11 protein-coding genes are annotated in these 17,105 nt (G+C 68.9%); 2 read left to right on the forward strand and 9 right to left on the reverse strand.

The window, feature by feature from the left end:
* Window positions 1-269: 269 nt before the first annotated feature.
* Window positions 270-2,471 (reverse strand): TonB-dependent receptor, encoded by a 2,202-nt coding sequence (locus ASE10_RS00975; RefSeq protein WP_055899710.1) that lies wholly within the window; start codon window positions 2,469-2,471, stop codon window positions 270-272.
* Window positions 2,472-2,692: 221 nt separating this feature from the next.
* Here ASE10_RS00975 and ASE10_RS00980 point away from each other — a divergent pair, with 221 nt between their 5' ends.
* On the forward strand, window positions 2,693-4,090 hold the full coding sequence (locus ASE10_RS00980; protein ID WP_055899712.1) for a GntP family permease: 1,398 nt from the start codon (window positions 2,693-2,695) through the stop codon (window positions 4,088-4,090).
* A 67-nt stretch (window positions 4,091-4,157) separates the two neighbouring features.
* On the forward strand, window positions 4,158-5,390 hold the full coding sequence (locus ASE10_RS00985) for an alpha/beta hydrolase (RefSeq protein WP_055899714.1): 1,233 nt from the start codon (window positions 4,158-4,160) through the stop codon (window positions 5,388-5,390).
* Window positions 5,391-5,400: 10 nt separating this feature from the next.
* On the opposite strand, the gene ASE10_RS00990 is transcribed toward ASE10_RS00985, so the two are convergent.
* The 8 genes from ASE10_RS00990 to infB all read right to left on the reverse strand — a co-directional run bounded on the left by ASE10_RS00990 (window position 5,401) and on the right by infB (window position 16,977).
* Complete coding sequence (locus ASE10_RS00990; RefSeq protein ID WP_055899716.1) at window positions 5,401-7,473, reverse strand: TonB-dependent receptor; 2,073 nt, start codon at window positions 7,471-7,473, stop codon at window positions 5,401-5,403.
* Window positions 7,474-7,700: 227 nt separating this feature from the next.
* Complete coding sequence (locus tag ASE10_RS20630; RefSeq protein ID WP_200945807.1) at window positions 7,701-8,768, reverse strand: DUF5671 domain-containing protein; 1,068 nt, start codon at window positions 8,766-8,768, stop codon at window positions 7,701-7,703.
* 289 nt (window positions 8,769-9,057) lie between these two features.
* Window positions 9,058-11,166, reverse strand: a complete 2,109-nt coding sequence (pnp, locus tag ASE10_RS01000; protein WP_055900197.1) for a polyribonucleotide nucleotidyltransferase — start codon at window positions 11,164-11,166, stop codon at window positions 9,058-9,060.
* A 264-nt stretch (window positions 11,167-11,430) separates the two neighbouring features.
* The gene (rpsO, locus tag ASE10_RS01005) at window positions 11,431-11,691 is read right to left on the reverse strand and encodes a 30S ribosomal protein S15 (RefSeq protein WP_055899718.1); all 261 of its coding nucleotides are present in this window, start codon (window positions 11,689-11,691) and stop codon (window positions 11,431-11,433) included.
* A gap of 407 nt (window positions 11,692-12,098) precedes the next feature.
* A complete protein-coding gene (locus tag ASE10_RS01010) occupies window positions 12,099-12,737 on the reverse strand; it encodes a hypothetical protein (RefSeq protein ID WP_157480956.1) in 639 nt (212 codons plus the stop codon).
* Window positions 12,738-12,781: 44 nt separating this feature from the next.
* Window positions 12,782-13,762, reverse strand: a complete 981-nt coding sequence (truB, locus tag ASE10_RS01015; RefSeq protein ID WP_157480957.1) for a tRNA pseudouridine(55) synthase TruB — start codon at window positions 13,760-13,762, stop codon at window positions 12,782-12,784.
* 222 nt (window positions 13,763-13,984) lie between these two features.
* On the reverse strand, window positions 13,985-14,356 hold the full coding sequence (gene rbfA, locus ASE10_RS01020) for a 30S ribosome-binding factor RbfA (protein ID WP_055899722.1): 372 nt from the start codon (window positions 14,354-14,356) through the stop codon (window positions 13,985-13,987).
* A 5-nt stretch (window positions 14,357-14,361) separates the two neighbouring features.
* Window positions 14,362-16,977: a translation initiation factor IF-2 gene (gene infB, locus ASE10_RS01025; protein WP_055899724.1), complete on the reverse strand. Its 2,616-nt coding sequence runs from the start codon at window positions 16,975-16,977 to the stop codon at window positions 14,362-14,364.
* Window positions 16,978-17,105: the final 128 nt, after the last annotated feature.

The following is a 17,105-nucleotide window of genomic DNA, read 5'->3' on the forward strand; positions in this document are numbered from 1 at the left end:
GCGCGATGTAGGCGACGCGGCGGAGGCGGCGGCGATGCCGGCTTTGCATGGCGCGGCGCGGGGAAAGCGATCGCGGCTCACGCCGCTCCCACAGAAGGCCGCGGGATCGCTGACGGCGGGTCGAAACGGACGGCGTATCCCCGTACGGGAGCGAAGTGAGCCGCGATCGAGCGCCCGGTCTCCCCAGACGGGCGCTCGACCGCGAACCACCGCCCTCCCCTTGGCCTGCGGCGACGGATCGGACGTGTCCGATCCGCCGCCGCTGCCGATCAGAAGTCGTAGCGCACCGACAGCGTGTACTGGCGCGGCGCGCCGTAGAAACCGGTGAACACGCCCAGGGCCGAGTTCAGGCTGTAACCGGTGGTGCGGTATTCCTTGTCGGCCAGGTTGGTGCCCTGCAGCGACACCGTCCACGGACCGCCGCTCTTCCAGGTCACGCCGGCGTTGATCAGGCCGTAGCCGTCCTGGGTGATCGGCACCGCGCCGGTGCGCACGATCTCGGTGGTCGCGACCACGTCGCTCTGATAGCTGTAGCCCACGCGCGCGGCCAGGTTGCCGCCGCTGGCCAGGTCGGTGCGGTATTCGACGTTGAGCGCGCCGGAGAATTCCGGAGCGTTGGTGAACTCCTGCTCCTTGGCGATGTTGACGCCGGCGTACAGGAACTCGTCGTACTTCGCGTCCAGCCAGGCCAGGTTGCCGGAGATCAGCCAGTTCTGGTTCGGCAGCCACTGGTACTCGACTTCCAGGCCGTCGACCGTGCCGGAACCGGCATTGGTGAAGTCGCCGAAGAAGGCATCGTTGGTGCCGTCGCCGTTGCTGTCGTAGGCGGTGAACACCGACAGCTGGATGTCCTTGTACTTGTTGTGGAAGTAGGCCAGGTTCAAGAACATGGTCTGGTCCAGGAACGACATCTTGCTGCCGATCTCGTAGCTGTCGACGACCTCGTCGTCGAACGGCTCGGCCGAGCGCGGCACCGCGGTGGCCTGGGCGCGGATGTTGTAGCCGCCCGACTTGAAACCGCGCGTGGCCAGGCCGTAGAGCAGGATGTCCGGGGTGATCTGGTAGTCCAGCGAGACCTTGGGCGAGGTGTTCTTGAAGCCGATGCGCTTGTCGAAGTTGGCCGCGACCACGCCGTTGGGAACGGTGAAGCTGGCGTCGCGATAGCCGCGGTTGAGCACCTTGGCGCGCTTGTCCTCGTCGGTGTAGCGCACGCCGACGTCGAGCTTGAGCTGCTCGGTCAGGTCGAAGGTCCAGTCGGCGTAGGCGGCGATGCTCTTGGTGTAGACGATGCCCTGGGTGTCGCCGAAGGACAGGTTGAAGAAGTTGTTGAGGACCTGGCCGCCGGCCTCGCCGTCGAAGGCGTAGATGCCCATCACGCCGCGCGCCCGGCCGCCGCCGTCGTAGTTGGCCTGCAGCTCGTGGCTGACCTGCTGGTCGCTGTAGAACGCCTTCACGTCGGCGATCTTGTTCTGCAGGGTGTCGAAGTCGATGTTGGTTTCGGTGTCGGACTCGCGCTTGGCCAGCACGTACTTGAACCCCCAGTCCTCGTTGGCGTTCCAGTTGACCGCGACCGAGGCGCCCTTGATCGTGGTGTCGTTGACGTTGGGCATGCCGTTGCGCACGTCGTAGCGGCTGTTCAAGGGCTGGGTGCCGGGGGCGAAGCGGTTCGCACCGAGCATTTTTGCGCCGCGCACGCCGGACTGGTCGTCCATCCAGTCGAACGCGAACTGGATGTTGAGGTCGTCGCTGACGTAGGCGCCGAGCTGGCCGCGCAGGGCCAGGATTTCCTTGTCGCTGACGTCCTGGTGGGTGACCACGTTCTCGCCGAAGCCGTCGCGGTTGAGGCTGGCCACCGCGATCCGGCCGCGCAGCGCGTCGTCGCCGCCGATCGGGCCGCCGATCGCGGCCTTGACGTCGAGCTGGTTGTAGTTGCCCACCGTCACCGAGGCGAAGCCGTCGAACGAGGTCGGCAGGCCGCGCGAGATGTACTTGATCGCGCCGCCGATGGTGTTCTTGCCGTACAGGGTGCCCTGCGGGCCGCGCAGCACTTCGATGCGGTCGACATCGAACACGTCCAGCAGCGCGCCCTGCGGCCGCGCGATGTAGACGTCGTCCATGTAGATGCCCACGCCCGGATCCACGCCCCACAGCGGATCGGACTGGCCGACGCCGCGGATGTAGGCGGTGATGGTGCTGCTGGAGCCGCGCGCGGCGTAGATGGTCAGGTTGGGCACCTGGGCATCGAGGTCGCTGAGGTCCTCGACGTTGAGCCGATCCAGCGAATCGGCGGTGAACGCGGTGACCGCGACCGGCACCTCCTGCAGCGTCTCCTCGCGCTTGCGCGCGGTGACGGTGACCGAGCCCAGGGTCTTGGCCTGGCTGCCTTCGGCGGCGGGCGCGGCCTCCTGCGCCCAGGCCGTCGGCGCCAACAGCGCGCAGGCGATGGCCAGACTCAGACTGCGACGGCTCATGGTGGTACGTCCGATCACGATGCTCTCCTCCCCAAGGTGACGCCGGCGGCGGTGCGACCCGCACAGGCGGCGGACGGGCATTCCCGTCATGCGGCACAGACTAGGAGGCGGCCGCGGCCGGCGGCAGCTGTACCTTCGGACAATGCCCGCGCGCCGCCGCGATGCGGACACTGCGCCCCTACGCGGGGACAACCGCCCGCAGACGGGACTGGGACTGTTCAATGGATTTTCTGATCGTGCTGGCCGCGCTGTGCTTCCTGATGTTCGTGGCCTACCGCGGCTACAGCGTGATCCTGTTCGCGCCGGTGGCGGCGCTGGGCGCGGTGCTGCTGACCGATCCGTCGCTGGTCGCGCCGATGTTCACCGGCCTGTTCATGGACAAGATGGTCGGCTTCCTCAAGCTGTACTTCCCGGTGTTCCTGCTCGGCGCGATCTTCGGCAAGCTGATCGAGCTGTCCGGCTTCTCCAAGGCGATCGTGGCCGCGACCATCCGCCTGCTCGGCCGCGAGCGCGCGATGCTGTCGATCGTGGTGGTGTGCGCGCTGCTGACCTACGGCGGCGTGTCGCTGTTCGTGGTGGTGTTCGCGGTGTATCCGTTCGCGGCCGAGCTGTTCCGCCAGAGCGACATCCCCAAGCGCCTGATCCCCGGCACCATCGCGCTGGGCGCGTTCACCTTCACCATGGACGCGCTGCCGGGCACGCCGCAGATCCAGAACATCATTCCGGCCTCGTTCTTCGGCACCAACGCCTGGGCCGCGCCGTGGCTGGGCACGCTGGGCGGCGTGTTCATCCTGATCGTCGGCCTGAGCTATCTGAATTGGCGCCGGCGCGGCGCGCTCAAGGCCGGCGAAGGCTACGGCGACCAACTGCTCAACGAACCGGCGCCGTTCGTGGGCGGAAAGCTGGCCAATCCGGCATTGGCGATCCTGCCGCTGCTGCTGGTCGGCGTCGCCAACAAGCTGCTGACCTCGTGGATACCGAGCTATTACGGCGCCAGCCACAGCTTCGACCCGGCGGTGATCGGCAACACCGCGCCGGTGGTACAGGAAGTGGCCAAGGTCTCGGCGATCTGGGCGGTGGAAGGCGCGCTGCTGATCGGCATCCTCAGTGTGCTCGCCTTCGCCTGGAAGCCGGTGATGGCCGGTTTCGCCGAAGGCACCAAGTCGGCGATCGGCGGCGCTCTGCTGGCGGCGATGAACACCGCCTCCGAATATGGCTTTGGCGCGGTGATCGCGGCGCTGCCGGGCTTCCTGATCGTCGCCAATGCGCTGAGCTCGATCCCGAACCCGCTGGTCAACGAAGCCGTCACCGTGACCGCGCTGGCCGGCATCACAGGCTCGGCCTCCGGCGGCATGAGCATCGCCCTGGCGGCGATGTCGGAGACCTTCATCGCCAACGCCAACGCCGCCGGCATCCCGATGGAGGTGCTGCACCGGGTCGCGGCCATGGCCTCCGGCGGCATGGACACCCTGCCCCACAACGGCGCGGTGATCACCCTGCTGGCGGTCACCGGCCTCAGCCATCGCCAGGCCTACAAGGACATCTTCGCGATCACCCTGGTCAAGACCCTGGCGGTGTTCGTGGTGATCAGCCTGTACTACGCCACCGGACTGGTCTGAAGCCGCTGCGGGCGACGCCGCCCGCGTGCTATACGCTGAATCGTATCCACAGCGCGCGCAGGCCCTCATGCCGAGCTCCCCATCCGCGTCCGGCCGCAGCCGGGCGCGCAACGGCAACGACCTGCGCGGCATCAACCGCCTGACCATCGACGCGATCACCGGCGTCACCGACTTGGTCGAGGCGATGCACGCCAACATCAGTCGGCTGCCGGGCGTGCTCGGCGACGCCGCCGCCGGCCCGGCCCCCGGCATCGCCGGCCTGGTCTACCGCAGCGTGCGCGGGGTCACCCGTTTCGTCGGCGACGGCCTCGATCTGGCCTTCGCCAAGCTCGCGCCGCTGCTCGACGTGGTACGCCCACCGCCGCAACGCGAAGCCGTGGTCGCCGCCGTCAACGGCGTGCTCGGCGACCACCTCGACGCGACCCGCAATCCGCTGGCGATCGAAATGCGCCTGCGCCACCAAGGCGTGACGCTGAAGCTGCGCCGCCGCGAGCTGGCGGCGGCCTTGCCCGAGGCCGGCGGCAAGCTGCTGGTGCTGGTCCACGGCCTGTGCATGAACGACCTGCAATGGGAGTACGCCGGCCACGACCACGGTGCCGCGCTCGCACGCGAGCTGGGCTACACGCCGCTGTACCTGCACTACAACAGCGGCCGGCATATCTCGGTCAACGGGCGCGAGTTCGCCGCGCTGATGGAGCAACTGCTGCAGCACTGGCCGGTGCCGGTCGAGCGGCTGGCGATCCTGTGCCACAGCATGGGCGGCCTGGTCGCGCGCAGCGCCTGCCTGGTCGCGCAGCAAGAGCAGTCGGACTGGCTGGCGCGACTGGATCGGCTGGTCTTCCTCGGTACCCCGCACCAGGGCGCGCCGCTGGAACGCGCCGGCAGCTGGGTCGACCGGCTGATCGGCCTGAGCCCCTATACCGCGCCGTTCGCGCGCCTGGGCAAGGTCCGCAGCGCCGGCATCCAGGACCTGCGCCATGGCAACGTGCGCGAAGAAGATTGGCTGGACGCGGACGGCGACGGCCGCGAGGACGGCCGCCTGCCCTCGCCGCTGCCCAAAGGCGTGCGCTGCCATGCGATCGCCGCGAGCACCGCCAGCGCACAGGCCATGCCGGGCGACGGGGAACTGCCCAAGGGCGACGGTCTGGTCCCGGTCGCCAGCGCACTGGGCCGGCACCCGGATCGCGCCTACGATCTGCGCATCGCCAAGTCCCGCCAGCACATCGCTTATGGCGTGCATCATCTGGAACTGCTCGGCGACGCCGGCGTCTATCGCCAGCTGCTGCGCTGGTTGGCCTGAGCTTCGCGGCTCAGTCGGCGCGCGGCACGGCGTCCCAGGCCAGGCCTAGAGTGAAGCCGCGGCCGGCGCCGGGCTCGAAGTAGCGCGCATTGCCTTCGTTGACGATCACCGAGCCGACGTAGTCGCGGTCGAACAGATTGTCGATGCGCGCGAAGCCGCGCCAACCGCGCGCGTTGCGCGGGCGCCAGTCCAGGCGCAGCGCGTAGCGCGCGTTGCCGGCGACGGCGTCGGTATTGCGATCGTCGACCGCGATGCGGTCGCTGAAACGCCCTTCCAGCGCCGCAGCCAAGGCGCCCTCGCGCGAACGCCAGGCGATTTCGGCGTAGCCGTCGGCGCGCGGCACACCGGGCACGCGGTTGCCGGCCGCGACCGTGCGCGTCGCGCCCTGCACGCCGTAGGCGAAGCTCTGTTCGAAGCGCGCGTCGATCCAGTTCGCCGCCACCGCATAGCGCCACTGCTCGCCCCAGGCGCCGTCCAGGCCCAGTTCGATACCGTCGCGGCGGGTGCGGCCGGCGTTGGCGAAACTGGCGCGGCCGCCGCGGCTGTCGGCGGGCACGATCTCGTGCTCGCCTTCGACCCGGTACGCCGCCACGCTGAAGCGCCCACCGCCGTAGCGCCAGCGCAAGCCGAGTTCGGCGGTGTCGAAGCGCGCCGGACGCAGTTCGCGGTTGAAGCCGGCGCTGCCGTCGGCTCGATAGGCCAGTTCGGTCGCGGTCGGCGTTTCGAAGCCGCGGCCCACGCTGGCGAAAGCTTCGCCGTGCGCGAACGCGCGCGCCACGCCGACCGCCGCCGAAGTTTCGCGGTAGTCGGCAGCGCCGCCGTCGTCGCCGTTGCCCGGGGCGAAGTAGCGGTCGTCGGAACGGAAATCCAGCCGCGCATGCCGCGCCGCGCCGAGTACGGTCCAGCCCGGCGCCGGGGCGTAGTCGCCGATGGCGTACAGCTCGCGGTCGGAAATGCGGTTGCGCTCGTCGCGCCGCAACCGGCCGCGCACGCCGAGCCGGTCGCCGACGAAGTTCTCGTAGCCACGACGGTCCTCGTCCAGGCGCGCGAGTTCGACCCCGAGCGCGAACGCGCCGCGCGCGCCGCGCCAGCGGTGCCCGGCGTCGATGCCGGTCGACTGCCGGCCCAGATCGATCACGCCGCCGGCGCTGCCCGGCGCGGTCTGCGCCGCCACCGGCAAGGCCAGGTACTGCAGCGCGTCGCGCTCGATGCGGTAGCCGCCGATCCAGAACTCACGCCCCGGCGCGTAGTCGCGCTGCCAGCGCAGACCGGCCTGATGGTTCTCGATCCGCTTGCGGGTATCGAAACGCAGCGCGACCGCGTCGGTGCCGTGCGCATCGGCGCGCAGGCCGGCACGGTCCAGGCCCAGCGGGTCCTGGGTGTCGGGCTGCGACAGGGAATTCAGCACCAGACGCAGGCGCTCGCCCTCGCGCGGCGTCCACTCGGCCACCGCGTCGAACTGCGAACGCTGCGCGGCGGAGTGCTCACGTTCGCCGTCGGTGCGGAAGCGGCTGGCGCCGACCCGGCCGCGCCAGCGTCCGTCGTCGCTGGCCGCGTCGGCCACCGCGCTCAGACGAAAACTGCCGTGATCGCCGCCCCAGGCCTGCAAGCTGGCGCCGCGCAGGCGTTCCAGATCGGTCGCGGCGACGATCGCGCCGCCGGCGGCGTTGCCGTACTGCAGCGCCAGCGGACCGCGCAGCACCTCGATCCGATCCAGCGCATCCAGCGGAAAGGTCGCCGCCTGGCCCTGCCCGTCGGCGGCCGAGGCCGGAATGCCGTCGACCACCAGGCGGATGCCGCGGATGCCGAAGGTCGAACGCGCGCCGAAGCCGCGGCTCTGCAGCTGCAGATCCTGGGCGTAGTTCTGGCGGTCCAGCACGCTGATTCCGGGCACCCGCGCGAGCGCCTCGGACAGATTCACCTGGCGCTGGCCAGCGCGCAGGGTTTCGCCGTCGATCGCGGTGACCGCGCCCGGGAAACTCGCCAGGGGGCGTCGCGGCGCGACCACCTCGACCGTGTCCAGGGTGCGCGCGTCCGGCACGGCCTGCTGCGCCGATGCCGGCGCGGCTAGCAGCGCGCTCAAGAACAGGCCGCAGGCGACCGCAAGACAGCGCCGCTGCGGTCGCGCGTTTCGATACGACGAGGCCAGGGCCGACGCGGGGCACGGCATGCGATTGCGATCCAAAAAGGTGCGGACAACGGGTGCGGAAAAACGGGTGCGGACATGATGCCATCCCGTTCGGACCGCACCCGCCGACGACGTCACGTCATCGTCGGCGCACGTGCAAGCCGTCCGCGACCACGGCAGGACTACCGCTTGTCGCCATTCAGATCGAAGCAGTGCTTGCCGGCCGGATGCGGCCACTCCCGCTCGTACCAGCCGTCTTTGCCGTCGGCGCCGGTGTCGGTGGCGAAGCTGGCGCACAAACGATAGGCATGGCCCGCGCCCGGCTCATAGGCATAGGGCGCGCCGCTGACCGGATCGGCATGCGGCAGGCTCACACCAGGCTGCTCGGCCAGCGTCTTCAGATCCGGCGGCAGACGATCGTGCTGGATGACGTAGCCGGCCACCGCGGTGCGGATACGCTCGAAATCCTGCACGCGACGTTGATCCAGACGGATCAGCCGCTGCGCACCCGGCCCGCCGGTGATCCACAGCGCCGTCGCCACCGCCGCCACCATCACGGCGCCGGTCAGAATCAGCAGCCCGCGCCCCACCGCGCGTCCACCGGGGCCCTCGGTCTCCTCGCGCCGCAGGTCGCGCAGGTAGTAGCCGAACACCGTGCCGGCGATCGCGGCGACCACCAGCACCTTGAGCGCGAAGCGCAGGCTGAGCTCGCCGTCGAGCAGGTTGTAGACCAGCGCCGTCATGTCGCCGATCAGCACCGACGCAGCCACGAACAGAGTCAGATAGGTCAGCCAACGCCGCACCGGCGACAGGCGTTTGATCGGATAGCGCGCGACCTCGCCCGCCAGATAGGCGCTCACGAACGCGAACACCGGGAAGGAGATGATGACGGCCGCCACCGACCAATGGAGTTCCGGCCCCAGCCGGAAATGCAGTTGCTGGATCGGGTCCACCGGATCCGCCAGCCAGGTGTCGATCAGGTCGAACAGCAGGCTGCCCAGATTGAAAGCGACGAAGTACAGCGTCGCGAACAGCACCAGATAGAGGAAGGCCTCGCGCGCGGACAAGGAAGCGCGCGGTTTCGGCACCGGCACCACGAAGCCCACGTCGGCATAGGCATCGAGCACGCCGCGCGTCTGCTCGGAGGTCCAACCGGCCTGGCCCAGGGCCTGGGCGATCGCCTCCTTGGATTGGCCGCGCAACAGCGCTTCGCGTACGAACAGCTCCAGTTCCTGGGTTCCCGCCGCCATGCCCCGTTCTCCCTATTGGACGAGGCGAATCTAGCAGCTTCGCCAGCAAGGCTCCCGACGATCGCCAGGGTCTAGCCCTACGCTACCGGCGGGTGCGGGCGGAGCTACGTCCCGCTGCGCGTGCGGGGGCGGATGCGCGGGCTCGCACCGTGCGCGGGCCGGTACTCGCAGCCGCACGTAGGCCAAGCCGCGATCGCGCGCCATCCCGGGCATTCGTCGTTCGCGGCAAACGCACAAAAGAAAAGCGGGCCGAAGCCCGCTTTTCCGGAGTGCGGCGTTGCGCGTCGGCTTACTCGGCCGAGACGCCCTCGCCTTCCTCGACGGCCTTCATCGACAGGCGGATACGGCCCTGCTTGTCGACTTCCAGCACCTTGACCTTGACCACGTCGCCTTCCTTGAGCTTGTCGCTGACCTTCTCGACGCGCTCGTTGGAGATCTGCGACACGTGGACCAGACCGTCCTTTCCGGGCGAGATGGTGACGAAGGCGCCGAAGTCCATGATCTTGGCGACCTTGCCTTCGTAGATGCGGCCCGGCTCGACGTCCGAGGTGATCTGCTCGATGCGCGACTTGGCGGCCTGGCCGGCGAGCGCGTTCACGGACGCGATGGTGATGGTGCCATCGTCCTGGATGTCGATCTGGGTGCCGGTTTCCTTGGTGATCGCCTGGATCACCGAACCGCCCTTGCCGATCACTTCGCGGATCTTGTCGGGGTGGATCTTGATGGTGATCAGGCGCGGCGCGAAGTCGCTCAGTTCCGGACGCGGCGCGGTCAGCGCGTTGGCCATTTCGCCGAGGATGTGCAGACGACCGGCCTTGGCCTGGCCCAGCGCGACCTTCATGATTTCTTCGGTGATGCCCTGGATCTTGATGTCCATCTGCAGGGCGGAAATGCCCGCGCTGGTACCGGCCACCTTGAAGTCCATGTCGCCGAGGTGATCCTCGTCGCCCAGGATGTCGGACAGGACGACGAAGTTGTCGCCTTCCTTGACCAGGCCCATCGCGATGCCCGCGACCGGCGCCTTGATCGGCACGCCGGCATCCATCAGCGCCAGCGAGCTGCCGCAGACCGAAGCCATCGAGGACGAACCGTTCGACTCGGTGATTTCCGACACGATGCGGATCGTGTACGGGAACTCTTCCATGGTCGGCATGACCGCGAGCACGCCGCGCTTGGCGAGGCGGCCGTGGCCGATTTCGCGACGCTTCGGGCCCATCATGCGGCCGGCTTCACCGACCGAGTAAGGCGGGAAGTTGTAATGGAACAGGAAGTGTTCCTTGTACTCGCCCGAGACGGCGTCGATGATCTGGCCGTCGCGCGCGGTGCCGAGGGTGGCGACCACGATGGCCTGGGTCTCGCCGCGGGTGAACAGCGAGGAGCCGTGGGTACGCGGCAGCACGCCGACGCGCGAGGCGATCGGACGCACGGTGTCGAGGGCGCGGCCGTCGATGCGGACCTTGGTGTCGAGCACCGAGTTGCGCATGGTCTGGTATTCGAGCTCGCCGAATTCCTTCGACAGCTCCGAGGTGCTCCAGCCGTCGGCTTCGGCGCGGCCGGCCAGGCGCTGCAGCACGTCCTTCTTGATCGCGCCGATGGCGTCGCGGCGCTGCAGCTTGTCGCGCACCTGGAAGGCGGCGTTGAGCTGGTCGCCCACGGCTTCCTTGAGCGCGGCGATGAGCGCTTCGTTCTTCGCCGGAGCTTCCCACGTCGACGGCTTGGTGCCGGCTTCGACGACGAGCTCGTTGATGATGTTGATGACCTTCTGCATCTCGCGATGGCCGAACATCACCGCGCCGAGCATGACGTCCTCGGACAGCATCTTGGCTTCGGATTCGACCATCAGCACCGCGTTCGAGGTACCGGCGACGACCAGCTCGAGCTCGGAGTCGGCCAGCTCGGCGGCGGTCGGGTTGAGCAGGTACTGACCGTTCTTGTAACCGACCTTGGCGGCGCCGATCGGCCCCTGGAACGGGGTGCCGGCCAGCGCGAGCGCGGCCGAGGCACCGATCAGGGCCGGGATGTCGCCGTCGATTTCCGGATTCATCGACATGACCGTGGCGATGATCTGGACTTCGTTACGGTAGTCCTCCGGGAACAGAGGACGGATCGGACGGTCGATCAGACGCGAGATCAGCGTTTCCTTCTCGGTCGCACGGCCTTCGCGCTTGAAGAAGCCGCCCGGGATGCGACCGCCGGCGTAGAACTTCTCCTGGTAATCCACGGTGAGCGGGAAGAAGTCCTGGCCCTCGCGCGCGCTCTTGGCGGCGACGGCGGTCACCAGCAGCACGGTGTCCTCCATCTTGACGATGACGGCGCCGCCGGCCTGACGGGCGATTTCGCCGGTCTCCAGGGTCACCTGATGGTTGCCGTACTGGAAGGTCTTGGTAATTTTTGCCACGTTGGGTTCCTTCGGTTCGATACGTTCCGGTCGGGGCCCTTGCCCCACCCGGTCGGCCGCCGTAACGGCCTGCGGTTTGGTGTGCATCCTGGCCAGGTATCCGCCCTGGCCGGTCGCGCGGTCCGGCGGCGCCGGACCCGGGCCGAAGCGGTCCTGTAGACCGAACGGCTGGCGCTGCATCCTGCATCGCCGCGGGCGCGGTTCCGGAGATTCCGATCCCGCAAAAGAAACCGCGGCGCATCGCTGCGCCGCGGTCGGTATCGTTTAGCGGCGCAGACCGAGCTTCTCGATCAGGGCCTTGTAACGCTCGTTGTCTTTCCGCTTCAGGTAGTCGAGCAGGCTGCGGCGGCGGTTGACCATCTGCAGCAGGCCGCGCCGGCTGTGGTGGTCCTGCTTGTGCAGCTTGAAGTGACCGGTGAGCTGTTCGATGCGAGCGGTGAGCAGGGCGACCTGGACTTCCGGCGAGCCGGTGTCGTTGGCGCCGCGCTTGTTATCTTCGATGACTTTGCTGGTGTCGATGGACATGATCTTCTCTTCCGATGCGCGGCCCGCAGAAGCGAATCGGTCGCGGCATTGCCGCCCCGACGCACCGCCTGGCCCGCCGTTTGCTATTGAGTAGGGATGCCGTTCAAGCCGAAGTGCTTGGGAAGTGCTTGAAAAGCGGCGGAATTGTACCAGCCCGCGGCGGCGAATGCGACCTGAATCGCGGCCCGATGCGCAAGCGGCCTGGGCTGCGCGGGGCAGCGGCAAACGACCGGCATCGATGCGGGGCCCGGCCGCCATGGCGCTCAGAGCTTCGGTCCTTGGGCCGCGCCGCGTTCAGCTTCGGTCTTCGGCTCCGGGCTGTTGCTGCGGTGCAGCTTGCGACGGCCGATGCCGGAGCCGGGACCTCCCGGGGGCTCGGTCCGCCGCTGCCGGCCGGCCTGGAACCGCTAGCGCACCGGCTGGCTTTCGGTCGGATCGGGGGCCGGTCCGCCGTCGGCTCCGGTCGGACCAGCCCCGGTCGGACCGGCCTTGGCGCGCGCCTGCCGGATGGCCTCGGTCATGGCGCTGATGTCGCCCTTGAGCTGCAGCCGCCATTGGCCGTCGATCCTGCGCACGCTGACCACGCCCATGGTGGTCAGGCGGGTCTGCGCCGGCCCCATGCGCACGCTGGTGCGGGTCACCGCGTGGTACTGGTCCTCGCCTTCGGCGACGCCGCCCACCACCTGCACGCTCTCGACCTTGGCCCCGGCCATATTGCTGACGGCGCCGCTCAGGAAGGCGGCGAAAAACTCCGCATCGTCCAGGCGTTTGATCTGTTCGAGGTTCTTGCCGCCGAACATCGCCGCGATATTCGGATCGTCGGGCGACATTTCGATGGCCTCGCCGAGAAACCCGCGCATATGCTTGAGCGCGACCGGGTCCATCAGCCGGGCCAGGCACGGCCAGTCCGCGCGGCGACTGCACTGCGCGGTGGCTTCGACCACCGCTTCCGGGCTATGGGTATCGACGGCGGCCGCTACCGCCCAGGCGGGCGCCGCGGCGGCGGTCAGTGCCGTCGCCAGCATCAGGTTCAAGCGCTTCATCATCGATCCCCTACTCCGTCCATGGACACGCCGAATGCCGGCGGCCCTTACGCGTCCGTGCCGGACGCCTGTTCCCGGGCGACGCTGGCCGCGCCCGGGCTGCCGCTCAAGACCGTCCAGCGGAACAGCCGCTGCGGTTGCAGGCGCTGCTGCTCGTCGCGGTGGCCCAGGCCCAGGCAACGGCCGTCGGCGCCGAACACCACCACCATCCCAGGCTCGCCCTCGACACCGGCCACCGACTGACCGTAACCGAGCCGGCGCTGGCCGTCGGCGTCCAGGTGCACCTGCGGGAACGCGGTCAGGCCGGCCTCGATCGGCAGCAGGCAGGCGTCGAGTTCGGACTCGCCGCGCTCTGCCAGCGCGCGCAACTCGTCCAGGGTGTACATGCGCGGCTGCACGAAGGGTTCGACCCAGAGCCGGCGCAGCGTGGCCACGTGCGCGCCGCAGCCCAGGCGCTCGCCCAGGTCGCGCACCAGGCTGCGCACGTAGGTGCCCGAGCCGCATTCGACCCGTAGCTTCAGGCGCGCGCCGTCGCGCTCCAGCAGGTCCAAGGCGTGCACGCTGACGTCGCGCTCGGGGGCCTCGATGGCCTCACCGCGGCGCGCCTTCGCGTACAGCGGTTCGCCGCCCTGCTTGAGCGCCGAATAGATCGGCGCGCGCTGGCGGATCTCGCCGCGCAGCGGCACCAACGCGGCTTCGATCGCCGCATCGTCGAGTTCCGGCACCGGCCGTTCCAGCAGGGTCGCGCCGTCGGCGTCGTCGGTGTCGGTGACCGCGCCGAGCACGGCCACGGTCTCGTAGGCCTTGCGCGCACCCAGCAACAGGCCGGCGATCTTGGTCGCCTCGCCGAAGCACAGCGGCAGCAAGCCGGTCGCGAGTGGATCCAGGCTGCCGGTGTGGCCGCCCTTCTCGGCGCGGAACATATGCCGCACCTGCTGCAGGGCCTGGTTGGAACTCAGGCCCGGCGGCTTGTCGAGCAGCAACAGGCCGTCCAGGGCCCGGAACACGGTGCGGGGCTTCTTGCTCATGCGGGCATTGTAGGAGCGATGACGGCCGGCACCAGCCCGGCAGGCGGGTACGGGGCGCGACGCGGTGGAAGGGGGATAGGCCACCATCCCGCTGTGGGAGCGGCGTGAGTCGCGATCGCGCATCCGCGACCGCATCGCCAGTTGGAGTGCCGTTCGAGTACCGATAGCGGCTCACGCCGCTCCCACAGGAAGCCAGGCGGCGCGAGGCCGGTCGAGAGGCGATCAGTCCTGCCCGGACTCCGGTTCCTGCGGCGGCAGATCGCGCAGCAGGTTGTCGATGCGTTCGCCGCGATCGACCGAGTCGTCGTAGTGGAAATGCAGTTCCGGCACGTGCCGCAGCTTCATCGCCTTGCCGAGCTGGAAGCGGATCTGCGGCGAGAGTTCCTTCAGCGCCTTGACCGCTTCCTTGGAACGCTCGGTCTGCAGAGCGGTCACGAACACCTTGGCATGAGCCAGGTCGCGCGTGACCTCGACATCGGACACGCTGACCGACGGCAGGGAATGCTCGCGCACGGCCTCGTGCACGATCCGGCCCAGCTCGCGACGGAGCTGGGCGGAAACGCGATCGCTGCGATAGAACGTCTTCTGCGCCATTTCGATTACAGCGTGCGCTGCACTTCGATACGCTCGAAGCACTCGATCTGATCGCCCGGCTTGACGTCGTTGTACGCCTTCACGCCGATGCCGCACTCGGTACCGTTACGCACTTCGTCGACGTTCTCCTTGAAGCGGCGCAGCGATTCCAGCTCGCCCTCGAAGACCACTGCGTTGTCGCGCAGCACGCGGATCGGCTTGGAGCGCTTGACCACGCCTTCGACCACCATGCAGCCGGCGACCGCGCCGAACTTGGAGCTGCGGAACACGTCGCGCACTTCGGCGATGCCGATGATCTCTTCGCGGATCTCGACGCCGAGGATGCCCGACGCCACCTGCTTCACCTGGTCGATCACGTCATAGATGATCGAGAAGTAGCGCAGGTCGACGCCGTTGCCTTCGATGATGCGACGCGCCGAGGCGTCGGCACGGACGTTGAAGCCGATCACGGTGGCCTTGGCGGTGGCCGCGGCGTTGGCGTCGGACTCGGTGATGCCGCCCACGCCGGAGCTGATCACGTTGATGCGGATCTGGTCGTTGGACAGCGCCATCAGCGACTGACGCAGCGCTTCCACCGAACCCTGCACGTCGGCCTTGATGACCAGGTTGAGGCTCAGCTGGCCCTCGCCCTTGCCCATCTGGGCCATGATGTCTTCCATGCGGTTGCCGGCGGCGGCGACCAGGCGCGATTCGCGGCGCTTGGCGTCGCGCTGCTGCGCCACGTCCTTGGCCAGGCGCTCGTCCTCGACCACGACGAAGTCGTCGCCGGCATCGGGCACGCCCGACAGGCCCAGCACCTGCACCGGGATCGACGGGCCGGCGGATTCCACCTGCTTGCCGGTCTCGTCGAACAGCGCGCGCACACGGCCGTACTGCACGCCGCAGACGAGGTAATCGCCCTTCTTGAGCTGACCCTGCTGGACCAGCACGGTCGCGACCGGGCCGCGGCCCTTGTCGAGCGCGGATTCGATCACCGTACCGGTGGCGCGGCCGATCGGCACCGCACGCAGTTCCAGCACTTCGGCCTGCAGCGAGATCGCGTCGAGCAGATCGTCGACGCCGTCGCCGGTCTTGGCCGACAGTTCGACCATCTGGGTGTCGCCGCCGAAATCCTCGGCGACCACTTCTTCGGCCAGCAGTTCGTTCTTGACCCGCAGCGGGTCGGCGCCGGACTTGTCGATCTTGTTGATCGCCACGATCAGCGGAACGCCGGCCGCCTTGGCGTGCTGCACGGCTTCCTTGGTCTGCGGCATGACGCCGTCGTCCGCGGCCACCACCAGCACCACGATGTCGGTCAGCTTGGCGCCGCGCGCGCGCATCGAGGTGAAGGCCGAGTGGCCGGGCGTGTCGAGGAAGCTGATCACGCCGCGAGCGGTTTCGACGTGGTACGCGCCGATGTGCTGGGTGATGCCGCCGGCTTCGCCCGAGGCGACCTTGGTTCGGCGGATGTAGTCCAGCAGCGAGGTCTTGCCATGGTCGACGTGACCCATGATCGTGACCACCGGCGGACGCGCGACGCGGTCGCCCTGCACTTCCTCGGCATGCGCGATCAGCGCGTCCTCGGCGGCGTTGACGTTAGTGCGGACCACGGTGTGGCCGAGTTCTTCGGTCACCAAGGCCGCGGTGTCGTAGTCGATGCCCTGGTTGATGGTCGCCATGACGCCCATCTTGAACAGCGCCTTGACCACGTCGCCGCCCTTGAGCGCGAGCTTCTGGGCCAGGTCGGCGACCGTGATGGTCTCGCCGATCGCGACTTCGCGCACGATCGGCGCGGTCGGACGCGAGAAGCCGTGGGCGCCGCCGCCGGAGCGGCTCTGCTCGGCCTGACGGCGCGGCTTGGACTTGCCGCGGGTGCTGCTGGTGCGGCGCGCGCGGTCGGTGGCGCTCAGGTGCAGCTGACCGGCGAAACGGTTGGCGGCATCGTCGTCCTCGACCCCAGCGACCATCGCGTGCGAGCCGCGGGTCTTGTGGCGCGGCGCATTGTGATCGACGCGGGCCGGTTCCGGACGCGCGGGCGCCGGTTTCGGATGGCCGTGGCCGTGCGTGGCCGGGGGCTTGCGCACCGGAGCCTCGTCTTCCGCGGCCGGGGCGATCGCGCTGGCGTCGGCGAGCTTGGCCTTCTGCTCCTCCTCGGCCTTGGCGCGCGCAGCCTCTTCGGCTTCGCGGCGCGCGGCATCGGCGGCATCGGCACGACGCTTGTCGACCTCGGCCAGCTTCTGCTGCTCAGCCAGGTTGCGCTGCTTGGACTCTTCGAGCTTGCGCAGGATCTCGGCGCGCTCGTCGCTCGGGTCGCCCTGGGCCTCGTTCGGCTTGACCAGGGTGACCTTCTTGCGCACGACCACGTCGACGGTGGTGCGGTTCTTGCCGCCACCGACGGTGAGTTCCTGCTTGCGGCTGCGGTTAAGCGTGATCTTCTTCGCCGCTTCGCTCTCTTCGGCAGGCTTGTCGACCTTGCCGTGCGAGCGCTTCAGGAAGCCGAGCAGCTTTACTTTCTCGATGCTGGTCACGACCTGGTCGGGGCCGCTGAAGCTCATGCCGGCCTCGGCCAGCTGCTCCAGCAACTTTTCGACCGGCGTGTTCACCAGTTCGGCCAGCTTGCGGATGGTGGTTTGCTGCGACATTCGGTGTCCGTTTCCTTCGTGGCGCGGGACGTGTCCCGCGCGTGGTGGCGCCATTCTAGCCCTGCGCAGCGCCCAACACCTCGGCGCCGCACAGGCCCGGATGGCCTGCCCGCGGACCGGGCCCATGC

Source organism: Lysobacter sp. Root76 (assembly GCF_001428685.1).
Taxonomy (GTDB): Bacteria; Pseudomonadota; Gammaproteobacteria; order Xanthomonadales; family Xanthomonadaceae; genus Lysobacter.